The organism is Aminobacter niigataensis, from assembly GCF_014200015.1.
Lineage (GTDB): Bacteria > Pseudomonadota > Alphaproteobacteria > Rhizobiales > Rhizobiaceae > Aminobacter > Aminobacter niigataensis.
Window position 1 is genome coordinate 148,564 of record NZ_JACHOT010000002.1, and the last position, 16,679, is coordinate 165,242.

13 protein-coding genes and 1 riboswitch are annotated in these 16,679 nt (G+C 64.2%); of the genes, 6 read left to right on the forward strand and 7 right to left on the reverse strand.

The window, feature by feature from the left end:
- Positions 1 to 60: 60 nt before the first annotated feature.
- Positions 61 to 1,044 (reverse strand): ATP-binding cassette domain-containing protein, encoded by a 984-nt coding sequence (locus GGQ99_RS10500; protein ID WP_183262503.1) that lies wholly within the window; start codon positions 1,042 to 1,044, stop codon positions 61 to 63.
- Positions 1,041 to 2,036 (reverse strand): oligopeptide/dipeptide ABC transporter ATP-binding protein, encoded by a 996-nt coding sequence (locus tag GGQ99_RS10505; protein ID WP_210307837.1) that lies wholly within the window; start codon positions 2,034 to 2,036, stop codon positions 1,041 to 1,043. Before GGQ99_RS10505 ends, GGQ99_RS10500 begins: the two co-directional genes overlap by 4 nt.
- Positions 2,037 to 2,948: 912 nt before the next feature.
- On the opposite strand from GGQ99_RS10505, the gene GGQ99_RS10510 reads away from it, so the two are divergent.
- From GGQ99_RS10510 to GGQ99_RS10520, 3 genes are all read left to right on the forward strand, one after another.
- Complete coding sequence (locus tag GGQ99_RS10510; RefSeq protein ID WP_183262504.1) at positions 2,949 to 4,301, forward strand: 8-oxoguanine deaminase; 1,353 nt, start codon at positions 2,949 to 2,951, stop codon at positions 4,299 to 4,301.
- Positions 4,302 to 4,356: 55 nt separating this feature from the next.
- Positions 4,357 to 5,691, forward strand: a complete 1,335-nt coding sequence (locus GGQ99_RS10515; protein ID WP_183262505.1) for a uracil-xanthine permease family protein — start codon at positions 4,357 to 4,359, stop codon at positions 5,689 to 5,691.
- A 698-nt stretch (positions 5,692 to 6,389) separates the two neighbouring features.
- Positions 6,390 to 7,160 carry a glycosyltransferase family 25 protein gene (locus GGQ99_RS10520; RefSeq protein ID WP_183262506.1) on the forward strand — a complete coding sequence of 257 codons (771 nt, stop codon included), beginning with the start codon at positions 6,390 to 6,392 and terminating at the stop codon, positions 7,158 to 7,160.
- A gap of 94 nt (positions 7,161 to 7,254) precedes the next feature.
- Here GGQ99_RS10520 and GGQ99_RS10525 read toward each other — a convergent pair whose 3' ends face one another.
- The 5 genes from GGQ99_RS10525 to GGQ99_RS10545 form a co-directional block, all read right to left on the reverse strand.
- Positions 7,255 to 8,004, reverse strand: coding sequence for a F0F1 ATP synthase subunit A (locus tag GGQ99_RS10525; protein ID WP_183262507.1), 750 nt, complete (start codon positions 8,002 to 8,004; stop codon positions 7,255 to 7,257).
- Between the two features lie 286 nt (positions 8,005 to 8,290).
- Positions 8,291 to 9,688 carry a dihydrolipoyl dehydrogenase gene (lpdA, locus tag GGQ99_RS10530; protein WP_183262508.1) on the reverse strand — a complete coding sequence of 466 codons (1,398 nt, stop codon included), beginning with the start codon at positions 9,686 to 9,688 and terminating at the stop codon, positions 8,291 to 8,293.
- A 4-nt stretch (positions 9,689 to 9,692) separates the two neighbouring features.
- Positions 9,693 to 11,006 (reverse strand): dihydrolipoamide acetyltransferase family protein, encoded by a 1,314-nt coding sequence (locus GGQ99_RS10535; protein WP_183262509.1) that lies wholly within the window; start codon positions 11,004 to 11,006, stop codon positions 9,693 to 9,695.
- Positions 11,007 to 11,008: 2 nt separating this feature from the next.
- Positions 11,009 to 12,022 carry an alpha-ketoacid dehydrogenase subunit beta gene (locus tag GGQ99_RS10540; protein ID WP_108606752.1) on the reverse strand — a complete coding sequence of 338 codons (1,014 nt, stop codon included), beginning with the start codon at positions 12,020 to 12,022 and terminating at the stop codon, positions 11,009 to 11,011.
- A 3-nt stretch (positions 12,023 to 12,025) separates the two neighbouring features.
- A complete protein-coding gene (locus GGQ99_RS10545) occupies positions 12,026 to 13,261 on the reverse strand; it encodes a thiamine pyrophosphate-dependent enzyme (RefSeq protein ID WP_183262510.1) in 1,236 nt (411 codons plus the stop codon).
- A gap of 196 nt (positions 13,262 to 13,457) precedes the next feature.
- A riboswitch (TPP riboswitch) is annotated at positions 13,458 to 13,574 on the forward strand.
- 109 nt (positions 13,575 to 13,683) lie between these two features.
- Here GGQ99_RS10545 and thiC point away from each other — a divergent pair.
- The 3 genes from thiC to thiS are packed head-to-tail and all read left to right on the forward strand — an operon-like array spanning position 13,684 to position 16,677.
- Complete coding sequence (thiC, locus tag GGQ99_RS10550) at positions 13,684 to 15,510, forward strand: phosphomethylpyrimidine synthase ThiC (RefSeq protein WP_183262511.1); 1,827 nt, start codon at positions 13,684 to 13,686, stop codon at positions 15,508 to 15,510.
- Positions 15,507 to 16,496 (forward strand): glycine oxidase ThiO, encoded by a 990-nt coding sequence (gene thiO / locus GGQ99_RS10555; protein WP_183262512.1) that lies wholly within the window; start codon positions 15,507 to 15,509, stop codon positions 16,494 to 16,496. Before thiC ends, thiO begins: the two co-directional genes overlap by 4 nt.
- Positions 16,480 to 16,677, forward strand: a complete 198-nt coding sequence (gene thiS / locus GGQ99_RS10560) for a sulfur carrier protein ThiS (protein WP_183262513.1) — start codon at positions 16,480 to 16,482, stop codon at positions 16,675 to 16,677. The genes thiO and thiS overlap by 17 nt, the downstream gene beginning before the upstream one ends.
- Positions 16,678 to 16,679: the final 2 nt, after the last annotated feature.

A 16,679-nucleotide genomic window follows, 5' to 3' on the forward strand; every position in this document is an offset into this window, starting at 1 on the left:
CGAAACATCATGCTTTTCCTCCCAGTTGGACAGATGTTTCTTCCTCCGCGCCACCGCCCCTCAGCGGTGGTCGTAGAGGAAGCAGGCGACGTTCCGCTGGTTTTCTATTTCGATCAGCGGAGGTGCGGATCCGCGGCACGCATCGAAGCAGTCCGCGCAATTGCCGACATAGGGGCAGCACGCGCCCCCAAGCTTGGCCGTACCCTCGAGGTCTTCGGCGCGTTCGGCCGCCTGCTCCCAGCGCATGTCGCCGCGCACGTGCAGGACGGTTCCCAGGAAATCGCGGGTGAAGGGATGCTTCGGCTCGCGGTAGACGGCTTCGCTCGATCCGGTCTCGAGGATATTGCCGCGATACATGACGATCGTACGGTCGCAGAACTGCTTCACGATCTTCAGGTCGTGGGAAACGAACAGGAATGTGAGATCGAGCTTCTTCTGAAGGTCTCCCAGCAGGTTCAGGATCTGCGCCTGGATCGAGACGTCGAGCGCCGAGACGGGCTCGTCGAGGAACAGGAATTCCGGCTCCAGCGCCAGGGCGCGGGCGATGGCGATGCGCTGGCATTGGCCGCCGCTGTATTCGTGCGGATAGCGATAGGACTGCGTCGGATCGAGGCCGACAAGCTCGAGCAGTTCCTCGACGCGCCGGCGGGCGACGGCCTTCGGAGTGCCGAAGTTGAGCAGCGGCCGCTCGACGTTCTCGGCAACGGTCCGACGCGGATTGAGCGACTGCAGCGGATCCTGGAAAACGATCTGCATGCGGCGGCGGAAGCCCCGCATCTCTTCCTGGGAAAGCGCGCCGAGGTTCTGCCCGTCATAACGCACCTCGCCGCTGTCGGGCTCGATCAGCCGCAGGATCATGCGGCCGAGCGTCGATTTGCCCGAGCCTGATCCGCCGACGCAGCCAAGGATCTCGCCCTTCCTGATATCGAGGCTGACATTGTTGACCGCCTTGGTACTGGCGGTCGTGCGGCGAAAGAAGGCGCCGCGCCTGACCGTGAAGGCCTTGTTGAGGTCGCGGACTTCGATCAGGTTCTGGGCGCTCATTGCCGTGCCTCCAGGTCGAACAGGTGGCAGCGCACGAAACGTCCCGGCTCGGGATTGTGCCACGCCGGAACCTCGTCGCGGCAGCGGCCGATGGCGTGCTCGCAGCGCGGGGCGAACCGGCAGCCCTTCGGCGGCGCCAGAAGGTTTGGCGGCTCGCCGCGAATGTAGGTCATGCTGCCGTGATCCTCGTCCGGGTCCGGAATCGAGCGGATCAGCGCCTGGGTATAGGGATGATGCGGGGTGGCGAGCAGGTCTTCGACCGCGCCCTCCTCCTGCACGTGCCCGCCATACATCACCAGCACACGCGTCGCGATGGCGCGCACCACGCCGATGTCGTGGGTGATGAAGACGATCGGCAGGCCGGTGTCGCGGCTGCGGTTCTTGAGCAGCAGCAGGATCTTCGCCTGCACCCCGACGTCGAGCGCGGTCGTCGGCTCGTCGGCGATCAGCAATTTGGGTTGGCAGGCGAGCGCCATTGCCAGACCGACGCGCTGGCACATGCCGCCGCTGAGCTGATGCGGATAGCTTGCCAGCACCCGGTCGGGATCGGCGAAGCCGACCTCGATCAGCGCTGCGCGGGCGGCCGCCTGTGCAGCCTTGCGATCGAGCTCGGGATTGTGCCGCAGCAAGGTCTCGACGAGCTGGAACTCGGCCGTGAACGACGGATCGAGCGAGGCGCGCGGGTTCTGGAAGATCATGCCGATGGTCTTGCCGCGCACGTCTTCGAGTTCGCGCTCGCTGAGGGCCAGGATGTTCTTTCCGTCGATCTCGATCTCACCGCCGAGATATTTGCCCGGTGGCGTCGGCACCAGCTTCATCAGCGACAGCGCGGTCACCGTCTTGCCGGAGCCGGACTCGCCGATGATGGCGAGAATTTCGTTCTGGCAGAGCGAGAAGCTTACATCGTCGACCGCCCGGGCAACGCCGGCAGGGGTGACAAAGGCGGTCCTCAGATTACGGACCGAAAGAACGACATCGGCGTCCTGCAGCACTCAGTTTCCTCCCGAGATCGAGTTGGAAAGCGCAATTGCCAATTCGTTTCATGTATACAATTTAATGTCAACATCGTATGCATCAACGACATGACACCAGACGCCTGTGAAGCTTCCTGAGTTGCTACCGTCTTTCCAAACAATGTGATTTCCAAACTTGGAGTTAGGCTTCCGGCTTCGCTTGGCGAGCCAAACCGATCCTGGCGTTGGAGCAGCTTTATGATCACCCCCGGAGAGGTTTTCTCAGAGCCATATTATGCACAATATCAATGGTATATCGTATACTTTTTGCGATCCTGAGCGCCCTGCTGTTTCGCAGGTTTCGCGAGCCAAGCTCATGCTGAACGCAGCGCCAACGAACCGATGTCGTTCTGATGCAATAGGCCTAGCCCCTGCCATCCATCCATTGAGCTAATTGCCTGCCAGCCGCCGCGGAGTAAGATGCATGATGGGCAGGTGGGGTAACGCCGACGTGACGCCTTAAATGCAGCGTGCAAGCGTTGCGTCGGCCACCCGCCCCCGCCACCTACGCAATGCCAATGGCCCGCTTGGATCGAGCATCCGGGCGGGCCGTTCGTTTGATCTCCAAGCGCAAAAGCCCATAGCCGAGCCTCCGTTGCGGCGCGGCCCGCTCCGCCGCGCAGCATCCCTCAAATGAAAATAATTTGACACAAGGGCAAATCTACGATTGCATCGCCAATGCCTGATGATGCGAACGCGCGAGCTTTCGCTCAGGCGAGGACGGCGACTGCAGCGTCAGTCGGCTTCCGAACAGCATGATCAGAGCAAGCCCGCTCAACCTACCAGTCGATGACGATCCGGAACTCGCAATTCCAGGGACAGGGCTCATAGCGCGACGAGGCTGAAAGGCAGCTTCGTCGAGTCGAATGAGAACCGACCTGGAGAAGTTGCATGTCCGTAGACCTGCTCGTCCGTGACGCATACGTGTATGTCGATCGCGGTTGGGAAATCGCCGGCGGCTGGATCGCCGTCAAAGACAAGAGAATCCATTCAGTGGGCAAGGCCGGCGACGAACCGGCCGCTGCGAAGACCATCTCCGCGCATGGCCGATTGGTCACGCCCGGCCTGATCAATGCCCACCACCACATGTACCAAAACCTGACGCGATCCTACGCGCCGGTGACCAACGGTACGCTGTTCGAATGGCTGACCGGCCTCTATCCGATGTGGGCCGGCTTGACGGAAGAATCCGTCTACGCCTCGACCTATGTCGCCATGACCGAACTGCTGATGGGCGGCTGCACCACCTCGATGGACCACATGTACGTCCATCCCAAGCCCAAGCTGATCGACGCCCAGATCCGCGCCAGCACCGACATCGGTTTCCGCTTCTATGCGACGCGCGGATCGATGACGCGCTCGGTCGAGAATGGTGGCCTGCCGCCGGCCTCGGTGGTGCAGCGCGAGGACGACATCCTCGACGACAGTATCCGTCTGGTCGAGGCGTATCACGACGCCAAGCCAGGCGCGATGACGCGGGTGGCGCTGGCGCCGTGCTCGCTGTTTTCAGTCACCGAGCGCATCATGTCGGAATCGGCGCGCCTCGCCGACAAGTACGATCTCAGGCTGCACACCCACCTCGCCGAGGACCCGGAGGAGGACAAGTATTGCGCCGAGGTCTATGGCTGCACGCCGACCGAATATTTCGAGCGTGTCGGCTGGGCCAGCAAGCGCTCCTGGGTCGCGCATTTCATCTATCCCACAGATGCGGAGATCGGCCGGCTTGCGCATGCCGGCGTCTGCGCCACGCAGTGTCCGTGCTCCAACATGCTGATTGGTGGCGGTTCGGCCGATGCCATGGGCCTGCGCTCTCGCGGCATGCGAGTCGGGCTCGGCTGCGACGGCTCGGCATCAACCGACCATGCCTCGATGTGGCTGGAGGCGCGCACCGCGCTGCTGCTCGGGCGCTACCGCAACGGGCCCCATTCGATGTCGGCACGCGACGCGCTTGATATCGCAACCCGCGGCGGCGCGGCCTGCCTTGGCTGGGAAGACGAGATCGGCCACCTCCGGCCCGGCGCCTGCGCCGATTTCGTCCTCTGGAGCATGTCGGAGGTGGCTCTCGCTGGCGCCCACAGCGACCCTGTCGAAGCCTGGTTGCGCTGTGGCCCGGCCGTCGCCGGCACCACCGTCGTCAACGGCAAGATCCTGGTCGAGGACGGCCGCCCGGTGATGGCCGAGCTCGGCAACGTGCTTGCCGAGCATGCCCGGCATTCGCGCCGCATGCAGTGCCTCGAAGCCTAGCCAACAACATCACTCAACGCCGCGCAGGCGGCACATACTTCTGGGAGGAGGTATCATGGCTGAATATGTTCATGCCCATGCGGGCGAGCATGACGTAGACCAAGGCGTGGTCGGGGATGTCGAGGAGATCATCCCCGCCCAGCGCCGGATCGCATTGGGTTTGCAGCAGGCGCTGGTGTCGAATGCCTGGCTCGATCCGATCTTCATAGCCTCGGTGGCGGGCTTTTCCGCCACCCTGGCGACCAATCTTGTGACGGCGACTTTCCTTGCTGCCGGTATCGTCACGGTCGTCCAGAGCACCAAGCTGGTGCGGCTGCCGGTGGTGCAGGGGCCGTCCTCGGCGTTTTCTCCGCTGGCGATCGGCTACTACAAGGCCGGCACCATCTCGGCCGCCAGTCTCGGGCTGATCATCGGGGCGGCGTTCGTGTTCATCCTGTCGGTGCTGGGTCAGTTCGCCCGGCTGCGGCGGCTGCTTTCCCCGGCTGTTTCGGGCACCATCATCACCCTGGTCGGCATAGCTCTTGCCGGCTTCACCTTCATGGAGTTCTTCGGCGGCATTGGCACGTCGAATTTTGCCACTGGCCAGAGCATCTTTCTCGCCTGCGTGACGACCGCAGTCGTTCTGGTCAGTTCAGCGCTGGGCGGCACCTTTCGGATGTTCGGCTTCCTGATCGCCCTGATCGTAGGCGACGCCCTGGCCCTCGGCCTCGGCCAGCTCGACTTCTCGGGCGTCGGCCAGGCACCTTGGATCGCCTTCCCCAAGCTCCTGCCCTATGGCTCCCTCACCTTCGACCCTGCGATCACCATCACCATGTGCATCGTCTTCGTGGTGGCGGTCGTTGAGGCCATGGGCATGTATGAGGCCACCGCGCGGCTGACCGGTGTCGAACTCACCGACAGGCGCGTCAATGCCGGTATCGCCGGCGAGGCGGGCGGGTCGATGCTTGCCGCCCTAATCGGCGGCTTCGGCACCACTGCCTACGCCCAGAACCTGGGGGTGATCAGGCTGACGGGCGTCGCCAGCCGGCATGTCGTGCGCGTCGCCGGTTTCATCTTCATCGCGCTTGCCTTCCTGCCCAAGGTCGCGGCGGTGCTGGTCGCAACACCGGCAGCGGTCGTCGGCGGCCTGTTTTTGCCGGCAGCCGCCACGGTTGTCATGACCGGCATCCAGATGGCCAGCCAGGATCGCGGCTCGGCGGTAAAGAACCTGGTCGCGCCCCTCGGTCTCATGGCGGGCCTGGGCATCCCGGCACTGGCGGGAGCCTTGTCCGGCGGTCTGCCACAAGTGCTCGCCGAAATGCTCACCCATTCGATCGTCGTGGGTGCAGTGACGGTATTCGCCGCAGAAATCCTGCTGGTGCGGGTACCTGAACTGTTGCGAGGTCGCTGACCCCATCGACACCAAAACGGTCGTCACGAAAAAGCCCCGCCAGCCGAAGCCGGCGGGGCCAGGGATGGGAGGTTCAACCCCTCCAGCCTATCATGATTCTGTCAGAGCACCCCAGGCTCCCGCGATGAGGAGCAACAACGACATGCCAATGCCGTGGACTTGGTGACGTCCTCGGCGCCCCGCTACCGGACAGTAGAAGAGCTTCCTCGATGCATGCAGCCATGACGACTAACGATGCGCGCACCAGTTTTTCGGCAGGTGTTTTGGCCTCGCCATGGACAGGCCGGCCGTTAGCGCCTCGTCCAGGCTTGAAGTGAAACATGCAGTCTCGGGCATCCCACCGAAATGGTTGACCCGAATGCTGCTGCCCCTCTTGCTGATCAGGACTCCGACAATTCTCAACTGCTCCCGAACCTCGCGGAACGTCATTTTCCACTCTCCCGCCACCACTTGAACCCCTCAGCAAGATTAGTGAGCACTAATTTAGCTCCACAGGCAAGAGCTTGGTTAATCGATGGTTAACCAGAGCCGGCAGATCGACTGCGAGGAAACCGGGCCGATCGATCAGGCATGAACGCACCTTTGGAAGCGGGGCGCCCGACACCGATCCCGTGGATGCCTTGCTGCGTCTGCGAGGGAGTTCGTTTGCCCCGACAACTCTGCTAGAAGTTCCGCGCCAGGAGTGAGGCGGAGCTGCCATGAAGTGCTACCTGATCAATCTCGACCGCTCGCCCGGGCGCCTGGCATTCATGGCAGAACAATTCGAGCGCCTGAGCCTGTCCTACATCCGCATCCCGGCGATCGACGGCGTCGCGCTCGGCGACGATGTTCTGGCCAGGCACAGGATGCCGGCAGCCATAGCAGCCTGCTTCCTGAGCCATCGGTCAGCCTGGCAGGCATTCCTCCACTCGGGCGAAAAGTTCGCGGCGGTCGTCGAAGACGACGCCTGGCTGTCCCCTGCCGCAAGCCACTTCCTTGCCGGCGAAAGCTGGATCCCGGCGGGTGCGGACATCGTCAAACTCGAGACGACAGGAACCAAGGCGGCAGTCGGCAACGACTGCATTGCCCTGGGGCCGACCAGGTCGCTCCGCAGGCTGCACTCGCTGCACGAAGGTGGCGCCTGCTACGTCGTCTCGCGGGTCGCCGCCGCTCGGCTCATCGAGGTCTCCGAGCACTTTGCCACCCCGCTGGACATGTTCGTGTTCGGGCAGCCCGTTATCGACGACATGAAGGTCTACCAGATGATCCCTGCGCCTGTCAGACAGCGGAGCACCGTCGAAGCCGAAGCCGTCGGCGAATTCAACAGCACGATCGACATATCTCGCTTCTCGGAGCCGCGTCGCAAGACGAAGCGCAGCATCAGGAAACTGTGGCATGAGTTCGGCCGCCCCTTCCGTCAAGCCTGGGCTCTCGTTCGACGAGCCATGAAGCTCGACGACGTTACGATACGGCGCATTCCATTCGGCTGAGGCTCACGCGGAAGCGCGCTTCTGGTGACCGGGCCCGAAACGAAAAGGCCCGCCACAACGGGCGGGCCTTTTGCTTTGAATTTTGCCGCTGCGTTCAGTGCCCGGGATGCAGGGCGTCGTTCAAATACATGCAGGTCAGCATGGTGAAGATGTAGGCCTGGATCACCGCCATCAGCAGTTCCAATGCGGTCAGCGCAACCGTCATCGCCAGCGGTAGGATCGCAACGAAAACGCCGAGGGTTCCCATGCTGCCGAGACTGACGACGAAGCCGGCAAAGACCTTGAGCGTGATGTGGCCGGCGAGCATGACGGCGAACAGACGCACCGAATGGCTGATCGGCCGCGAGATGTAGGATACGATCTCGATCGGCACGATGATCGGCGAAAGCGCCAGCGGCACGCCGGACGGCAGGAACAGCCGGAAGAAGCCGAGGCCGTTTTTCCAGATGCCGTAGAGCGTGACGGTGGCGAACACGATCATGGCGAAGGAGAAGGTCACGATGATGTGGCTGGTGACCGTGAAGGCATAGGGGAACATGCCGGCGAGATTGGCGATCAGGATGAAGACGAACAGCGAGAACACAAGCGGAAAGAACTTCATGCCGCCCTCGCCCGCATTTTCACGCAGCGTCTTCGACACGAACTCGTAGATAAGCTCGGTGATCGACTGCAGCCGCGACGGCACAAGGGCCCGGGCGCTTGTCGACAGCAGCAGGAACAGCCCGCCGAAAACAGCCACGCCCACCATGTAGGCGGCCGAATTGGTGAAGGCGATTTCCTGCCCCGCAAGCTCGAAGAGGGTGAAAATCGGCTTGATTTCAAACTGTTCTATCGGTCCCGCCACAGCGCCTCTCCGGTCTGTTCAATTGGTGATGAAAAAGCGCACGCTGCCGAAGCAAGCCCGGGATCCAGACGCAGCCGAGTGCGCCCACGGGTGGCCAAGCGCCGGCCTGCAGCGTTTTCGCGATTTTTCAGGATGAGATTGGGTCGGGGTGACAATTGATCGGCGCCATCTTTTGGATGGGGCCGTCCCCGAATGTGCAAGACACTGGTCGTCCAGTGCGTGGGCTTGTTAGCCTAACCGGCGGGCGCAGACAAGCCACAAGGTGACGCGGGGCACGCGCTCCACGTCAGATGTGGAGCGCGTGGCCGAGCGTGCGCAACGCCGCCTCGAGGAAGGCTTCGCCCTGTGTCGGATGCGCATGGATCGTGCCGGCGATATCCTCCAGCCGCGCACCCATCTCGATTGCCAGGCTGAAAGCTGCCGAGAGCTCCGACACACCCGTGCCGACCGCCTGGATACCGAGCACCAGATGGTTGTCGGCGCGGGCAACGATGCGGACAAAGCCGTCTTCCCCCTGCAAGGTCATGGCCCGGCCATTGGCCGAGAACGGGAACTGCGACGACTTGATCTCGATGCCGAGGTTCTTGGCTTCGTCAGGCGACAGGCCAGCGGTGACGACCTCCGGGTCGGTGAAGCAGACGGCGGGGATAGCGCGCTTGTCCCAGCTGCGCTTGTGGCCGGCGACGATCTCGGCAACCATTTCACCCTGGGCCATGGCGCGGTGCGCCAGCATCGGCTCGCCGGTGACATCGCCGATGGCATAGATGCCGCGCATCGAGGTGCGGCACTGTTCGTCGATACGGATGAAGCGGCCATCGCGGTCGAGGTCGATCTCTTCGAGGCCCCAACCTTCGACGAGAGGCTTGCGGCCGACGGTGACGAGCACCTTGTCGGCAGCAATCTTCTGCTCGCTGCCATCGGCGGCCTCGACAAGCAGCGCGTCGCCTTTGGAGGACAGTCCCTTGGCCTTGGCGCCCGTGAGCACCTTGACGCCGAGCGTGTCGAGCCGCTTGGCCACGGGCCGGGTCAGCTCGGCATCGTATTGCGGCAGGATGCGCGGCAGTGCTTCGACCACGGTGACCTTGGATCCGAGCTTGGCAAAGGCGGTGCCGAGTTCGAGCCCGATATAGCCGCCGCCGACAACGGCCAGAGCCTGCGGCACCTGCTTGAGCGCCAGCGCTTCGGTCGACGAGATCACCGGCCCGCCGAAAGGCAGGAACGGCAGCTCGACCGGGACCGAACCCGTGGCAATCACGATGGTCTCGGCGCGGATCACCTGCAGGCCGGTCTCGGTGTCGACCTCGACGGTCTTGCCGTCGCGAAAGCGCGCCCAGCCCTGCACCGACTTGACCTTGGCCTTCTTGAGCAGGCCGGCAACGCCGGTGGTCAGGCGACCGACGATGCGGTCCTTCCAGGCAACGGTCTTGGCGAGATCGAGCACCGGTGCCGTCAAGCTGATCCCCAGCGGGCTGGTACCACCGGCCATCTCGCTGACCTTGAGATATTCGTCGGCCGCGTGGATCATCGCCTTGGACGGAATGCAGCCGACATTGAGGCAGGTGCCGCCGGGCTTGGCCGCCTCGACGATGACCGTGTCGACGCCGAGCTGGCCGGCCCGGATGGCGCAGATATAGCCGCCGGGGCCGGCGCCGATGACGAGAAGCTTGCAGGAGATTTCCTTCACAGCCTCAGCCCTCCACGAAGATCATTGCCGGCGCCTCGAGCAGCGCCTTGAGGCGCTGGACGAAGACCGCAGCATCCCAGCCGTCGATGACGCGATGGTCGAAGCTGGACGACAGGTTCATCATCTTGCGCGGCACGAACTGCGTGCCGTCCCACATCGGCCGCATCATGATCTTGTTGACGCCGACGATCGCCACTTCGGGGTAGTTGATGACCGGCGTGGTGGCGACGCCGCCCATGGCACCCAGCGAAGTGATGGTGATGGTCGAGCCGGTCAGTTCCTCGCGCGTCGCCGTGCCTGCTTTGGCGGCGTCGGCGAGGCGGTTGACCTCGGTGGCGCAGTCCCACAGGTCGCGCGCTTCGGCGTGCCTGACGACAGGCACCATCAGCCCGCCCGGAGTCTGGGCCGCCATGCCGATATGGACGCCAGCATGGCGGTGGATGATGCCGGCATCGTCGTCGTAGATCGCGTTCAGTTGCGGCTGCTCCGCCACCGCCTTGACCAGCGCGCGCATCAGGAACGGCAACAGCGTCAGCTTCGGCCTGTCCGGCTTCTTCGAGGCGTTGAGCTTGGCGCGCAGCTCCTCGAGCGCCGTGACGTCGACCTCCTCGACATAGGTGATGTGCGGGATGCGCGACTTGGCCAGCGCCATCTTCTCGGCGATGCGCCGGCGCAGGCCGATAACCTTGATCTCCTCGACCTCGGTCTTCGCCTGCAGCCCGGCAGCGGGAACAGCCGAGCCCCGCGCGGCAAAGCCGTCGAGATCGTCATGGGTCACGCGCCCGGCCGGCCCGGTGCCCGGGACCTGGCGCAGGTCGATGCCGGCTTCCTTGGCACGCAGCCGGACAGCCGGAGAAGCGAGCGGACGTTCGCCTTCGGGACGCGGCAGGCCGAAGTTCGTGGCGCGCGGCACGGGCTTGAGCGCTCCGGACGGTACCGGAGCTTTCACAACAGGTTCGGATTCAACCTTCTTAGCCGGCGCAGGAGTTGGTTTCGGAGGTTCTGCTGCAGCCGGTTCGACGTCGCTTTTCGCCTTAGCCAGCGCGACGGCTGGCTCAGCTTCGGCTGGTGCGTCGCCGGCAACCTTGATGCGCACGATCGGCGAACCGACCGGGACAGTGTCGCCGATCTCGGCACCAAGCCAGAGGATTTCGCCATCGACCGGCGACGGGATCTCGACGGTTGCCTTGTCGGTCATGACCGCGGCCAGCACCGCGTCCTCGCGCACGAGATCGCCGATCTTGACGTGCCATTCGACGAGCTCGGCCTCGGCCACACCCTCGCCTACGTCGGGAAGCTTGATGACATGTTCGCCCATGTTCAGGCCCCCATCGTTTCGATCAATGCTTCGCCGACCCGCTTGGGGCCGGGGAAGTAGTCCCATTCCTGTGCATGCGGATAGGGCGTGTCCCAGCCGGTGACGCGGGCGACCGGTGCTTCCAGATGGTAGAAGCAGTTTTCCTGCACCAGCGACACGAGCTCGGCGCCGAAGCCAGAGGTCAGCGTCGCCTCATGTACCACCACGCAGCGGCGGGTCTTCTTGACCGAGGCGACGATGGTGTCGAGATCGAGCGGCAAAAGAGTCCGGAGGTCGATGACCTCGGCGTCGATGCCGGTCTCTTCGGCCGCCGCCTGCGCGACATAAACCATGGTGCCGTAGGCGAGCACCGTGACGTCGGAGCCCGGGCGCCGGATCTCCGCCTTGCCGAGCGGCACGGTGTAATGACCATCGGGCACCTCGCCCAGCTCGTGCTTCGACCAGGCCGTAACCGGCCGGTCGTGATGGCCGTCGAAGGGGCCGTTGTACAATCGTTTCGGCTCCAGAAAGATCACCGGATCCGGGTCCTCGATGGAAGCAATCAGCAGGCCCTTGGCGTCGAGCGGGTTGGACGGAACGACCACCTTGAGGCCGGACACGTGGGTGAAAAGCGCCTCCGGACTCTGGCTGTGCGTCTGGCCGCCGAAGATGCCGCCACCAGTGGGCATGCGGACGACGATCGGGCAGGTGAATTCGCCATTCGAGCGGTAACGCAACCGTGCCGCTTCCGAAACGATCTGGTCATATGCTGGATAGACGTAGTCGGCAAACTGGATTTCGATGCATGGCTTGAGCCCATAGGCGGCCATGCCGACGGCGGCGCCGACGATGCCCAATTCACTGATCGGCGCGTCGAAGCAGCGCGAGCGCCCATATTTCTGCTGCAGCCCTTGGGTGCAGCGAAAGACGCCGCCGAAGTAGCCGACATCCTCGCCGAAGACGACGACGTTGTCGTCGCGGCCCATGGCGACATCCATGGCGCTGCGGATGGCCTCGATCATGGTCATGCGTGGCATCGGCTACACTCCCGCCTTCTGGCGCTGGCGACGGAGATGCGGCGGCATCTCGGCATAGACGCCTTCGAACATGTCGCGCGTCGACGGCTTACCGCCGGCATGCAGGGTGCCGTGGCTCTCGGCTTCCTTCTGCGCCGATATGACGGTTTCGAGGATTTCGGCCTCGGTCTGCTTGTGGCGCTCGTCGGACCACTGGCCGCGCCTGATCAGATGGTTCTTGAGCCGGATCACCGGGTCGCCCAGCGGCCAGGCATCCGACTCGGTCTTGGGCCTGTAGGCGGAAGGATCGTCTGATGTCGAGTGCGCCCCGACGCGGTAGGTGACGTATTCGACCAGCGTCGGCCCGAGATTGCTACGGGCGCGTTCCGCAGCCCACTTGGCCACGGCATGGACGGCGAGATAATCGTTGCCGTCAACCCGCAGAGCAGCAATGCCGAAGCCGAGGCCACGCGCCGCAAACGTGCCCGAGCCGCCACGGGCGATGCCCTGGAAGGTCGAGATCGCCCACTGGTTGTTGACGATGTTGAGGATCACGGGCGCCTTGTAGGTCGAGGCGAAGACGAGCGCGGCATGGAAATCACTTTCCGCCGTGGCCCCGTCGCCGACCCAGCCGACCGCGATCTTGGTGTCGCCCTTGATCGCCGACGCCATCGCCCAGCCGACCGCCTGGATGTACTGGGTCGTCAAATTACCGGAGATCGAGAAGAAGCCGTGCTCCTTGGCCGAATACATGATCGGCAACTGCCGGCCCTTCAGCGGATCCTTCTCGTTGGAATAGATCTGGTTCATCATGTCGACCATCGGATAGCCGCCTGCGATCAGCAGGCCGGCCTGACGATAGGTCGGAAAATTCATGTCACCGGGATTGAGCGCCTTGCGGAAGGCGCAGCTCACCGCCTCCTCGCCCATATGCTGCATGTAGAACGAGGTCTTCCCCTGGCGCTGCGCCATCTGCATGCGCGCATCGAAGGTGCGCAGCGTCATCATGTGGCGCAGGCCGTCGAGCTGTTCCTCGTCGGTCAGCGTGCCTGCCCATGGCCCGACAGCATCGCCCTCGCGATTGAGCACGCGGATGATCGAATAGGCGAGATCGCGGATCGTCCTGGGATCGACGTCGACCGGCGGCCTGTCGACCGAACCCGCCTTGGGAATCGGCACGTTGGAAAAATCGGGCGTGCCGCCCGGCCGCACTTCGGGCTCGGGCACGTGGAACTTGAGCGGCGAGGGATTGTCCGTCACAGATGCTCCTCCTGTCTTGCCAGCGGGCCGAACGTCCTCCCCGGACACCGCAAGCACCAGACAATTTATGTCAGTAATACTGACCTATTATCCGATCGCATCGGTAACCGCAATGGGGTCCGACACCAGGACTTTGGCATTCTCTCGGCCTCAACGAAAGGCCGTTGACAGCACCGGCATTCGTCGCCCATGTTGCCGGCCTCACCAGGGGGGTCCCGACAAGGGGCTGAGATACTGCTGGCTCGCGCAGCGCAGTGACCCGTTGAACCTGATCCAGTTCACACTGGCGTAGGGACGGTGCGAGGCGCTGCGGGCCGGGCAATCCGGCTTTGGCATTCGGGTTCACGCCCGAACTCCCCAGGCAAAACCTCACCTCCTCCTCATCGCACGAACTGGGTCTCCATTGCACCGGAGACTCACTCATGAATGCCCACACCCCGACAGTCACGACAGGCGAACTGCCCGCCTCGAAGAAAGTCCACAAGCCTGGCAAGCTGCATCCCCGCATCCGCGTACCGATGCGCGAAATCTCGGTCCACCCGAGCGCCGGTGAGCCGCCTGTCACCGTCTACGATTCGTCCGGCCCCTACACCGACACGTCGGTGAAGACCGACATCGAGCGCGGCCTGCCGCGGCTGCGCGAAGACTGGATCCTCGCCCGCGGCGACGTCGAGCGCTACGACGGCCGCACGGTCAAGGACGAAGACAACGGCTTTGTCTCGGCCGAACGGCTGACGCCCGAATTCCCCGTGCGCAACGCGCCGCTGCGCGCCACAGGCGGCCGCGCCGTCACCCAGCTTGCCTATGCCCGCGCCGGCATCGTCACGCCCGAAATGGAATTCGTCGCCATCCGCGAAAACCTCGGCCGCGAGCAGCTCAAGGCAAAACTCGACCGCGACGGCGAAAGCTTCGGTGCCGCGGTCCCCGATTTCGTCACGCCGGAATTCGTTCGCGACGAGGTCGCCCGCGGCCGCGCCATCATCCCCTCCAACATCAACCACCCCGAGAGCGAGCCGATGATCATCGGCCGCAATTTCCTGGTCAAGATCAACGCCAACATCGGCAATTCGGCCGTCACCTCGTCGATGGCCGAGGAAGTCGAGAAGATGGTGTGGGCGACCCGCTGGGGTGCCGATACGGTGATGGACCTGTCCACCGGCCGCAACATCCACAACATCCGCGACTGGATCATCCGCAATTCGCCGGTGCCGATCGGCACGGTGCCGCTCTACCAGGCGCTTGAGAAGGTAAACGGCATCGCCGAGGACCTGACCTGGGAAGTGTTCCGCGACACGCTGATCGAACAAGCCGAGCAGGGCGTCGACTACTTCACCATCCATGCCGGCGTGCGCCTGTCCTACATCCACCTGACCGTCGACCGCGTCACCGGCATCGTCTCGCGCGGCGGCTCGATCATGGCCAAGTGGTGCCTGCACCACCACAAAGAAAGCTTCCTCTACGAGCATTTCGAGGAGATCTGCGACATCTGCCGGACCTATGACGTCGCCTTTTCGCTCGGCGACGGCCTGCGCCCCGGTTCGATCGCCGACGCCAACGACGCCGCCCAGTTCGCCGAATTGGAGACGCTGGGCGAGCTCACCAAGATCGCCTGGGCCAAGGACTGCCAGGTGATGATCGAGGGTCCCGGCCACGTGCCGATGCACAAGATCAAGGAGAACATGGACAAGCAGCTCGAGGTCTGCGGCGAGGCGCCCTTCTACACGCTTGGACCGCTCACCACCGACATCGCGCCGGGATACGACCACATCACTTCGGGCATCGGTGCGGCGATGATCGGCTGGTTCGGCACGGCCATGCTTTGCTACGTCACGCCCAAGGAGCATCTTGGCCTGCCCGACCGCGACGACGTCAAGGTGGGCGTCATCACCTACAAGATCGCGGCCCACGCAGCGGACCTCGCCAAAGGCCATCCGGCGGCCAAGGTCAGGGACGACGCACTGTCGCGGGCACGCTTCGAATTCCGCTGGGAGGACCAGTTCAACCTCTCGCTCGACCCGGAAACGGCACGCTCCTACCACGACCAGACCCTGCCCAAGGAGGCGCACAAGGTGGCGCATTTCTGTTCCATGTGCGGCCCGAAATTCTGCTCGATGCGGATCTCCCACGACATCCGCGCCGAGGCACAGAAGGAAGGGCTGGCGGCGATGGCGGCGAAGTACCGCGACGGCGGCGACCTCTACATGGCCGTGGAAAGCGCCGAACCCGCGGAGACGGCAGACCAGCCATGAAGGTGCTGATCCACGGTGCGGGCGTCGCCGGACTGACGCTCGCACATGAGCTGGCGACCTGCGGCGCTGGCGTCACCGTGATCGAGAAACGCAGGCAGATCGCCGGCAATGCCTCATGGCAGGCCGGCGGCATGCTGGCGCCCTGGTGCGAGCGCGAGAGTGCCGAGGACCCGGTGCTTTCGCTCGGGCGGGACGCTGCCGACTGGTGGGAGAACGCCCTGCCCGGCCACGTCATCCGCAACGGCACACTGGTGGTCGCGCCGGCTCGGGACGCGGCCGAACTCGACCGCTTCGGCCGCCGCGCATCGGGGTTTCGCCCAGTGGACGCCGAGGCGATAGCGGCGCTCGAGCCCGACCTCGAGGGCCGCTTCGGGCGCGCGCTGTTCTTTGCCGGGGAAGCGCATCTCGACCCGCGCAAGGCGCTGCTCGGGCTACAAGAGAAGCTCGTGCAGATGGGCGTGCGCTTCGAGTTTGGCTATGGCACCGCATCGAAACCGTACATGGCGGATTTCGAGGCCGACTGCACTGGCATAGCCGCCGCGCAACCCACTTTGCGCGGTGTGCGTGGCGAGATGCTGATTCTCAGGACATCGGAGGTCTCGCTGGCGCGGCCGGTGCGACTGTTGCATCCGCGCATCCCCGTCTACGTCGTGCCGCGCTCCGGCAACCTGTTCATGGTCGGCGCCACCATGATCGAGTGCGATGCAGCGGGGCCGATCACCGCGCGCTCGGTGATGGAACTGCTCAACGCCGCCTATGCTTTGCATCCGGCCTTTGGCGAGGCCGAACTGGTCGAAACCGGCGTCGGCGTGCGGCCGGCCTTTGCCGACAACCTGCCGCGCGTCGAGCGCGACGGAAACAAAATCCGCATCAACGGCCTCTATCGCCACGGCTTCCTGCTCGCACCTGCAATGGCGCGGCAGGCTTCCGACATGATCCTGGGCCACGAGACGAAGAAGGAGCTCGTCCATGAAGCTCACCGTTAACGGCGAAAATCACGAGGTCGCGTCCGGCACACTGGCGGCCCTGCTTGCCGAGCTCGACTACGAAGGCGGCTGGCTCGCCACGGCCCTCAATGGCGAGGTGGTACCCGCGAAGGAACGCGACGGCTGCGCGCTGGCGGATGGCGACCGCATCGAAATCCTCGCACCGATGAAGGGAGGGTGAAC

Bases quoted from the DNA above. Each gene is read 5' to 3' on its own strand.
- GGQ99_RS10520 (WP_183262506.1), top strand. From the start codon at position 6,390: ATGAAGTGCTACCTGATCAATCTCGACCGCTCGCCCGGGCGCCTGGCA.
- thiC (WP_183262511.1), top strand. From the start codon at position 13,684: ATGAATGCCCACACCCCGACAGTCACGACAGGCGAACTGCCCGCCTCG.
- GGQ99_RS10535 (WP_183262509.1), bottom strand. From the start codon at position 11,006: ATGGGCGAACATGTCATCAAGCTTCCCGACGTAGGCGAGGGTGTGGCC.
- GGQ99_RS10515 (WP_183262505.1), top strand. From the start codon at position 4,357: ATGGCTGAATATGTTCATGCCCATGCGGGCGAGCATGACGTAGACCAA.
- GGQ99_RS10540 (WP_108606752.1), bottom strand. From the start codon at position 12,022: ATGCCACGCATGACCATGATCGAGGCCATCCGCAGCGCCATGGATGTC.
- thiS (WP_183262513.1), top strand. From the start codon at position 16,480: ATGAAGCTCACCGTTAACGGCGAAAATCACGAGGTCGCGTCCGGCACA.
- thiO (WP_183262512.1), top strand. From the start codon at position 15,507: ATGAAGGTGCTGATCCACGGTGCGGGCGTCGCCGGACTGACGCTCGCA.
- GGQ99_RS10500 (WP_183262503.1), bottom strand. From the start codon at position 1,044: ATGAGCGCCCAGAACCTGATCGAAGTCCGCGACCTCAACAAGGCCTTC.
- GGQ99_RS10510 (WP_183262504.1), top strand. From the start codon at position 2,949: ATGTCCGTAGACCTGCTCGTCCGTGACGCATACGTGTATGTCGATCGC.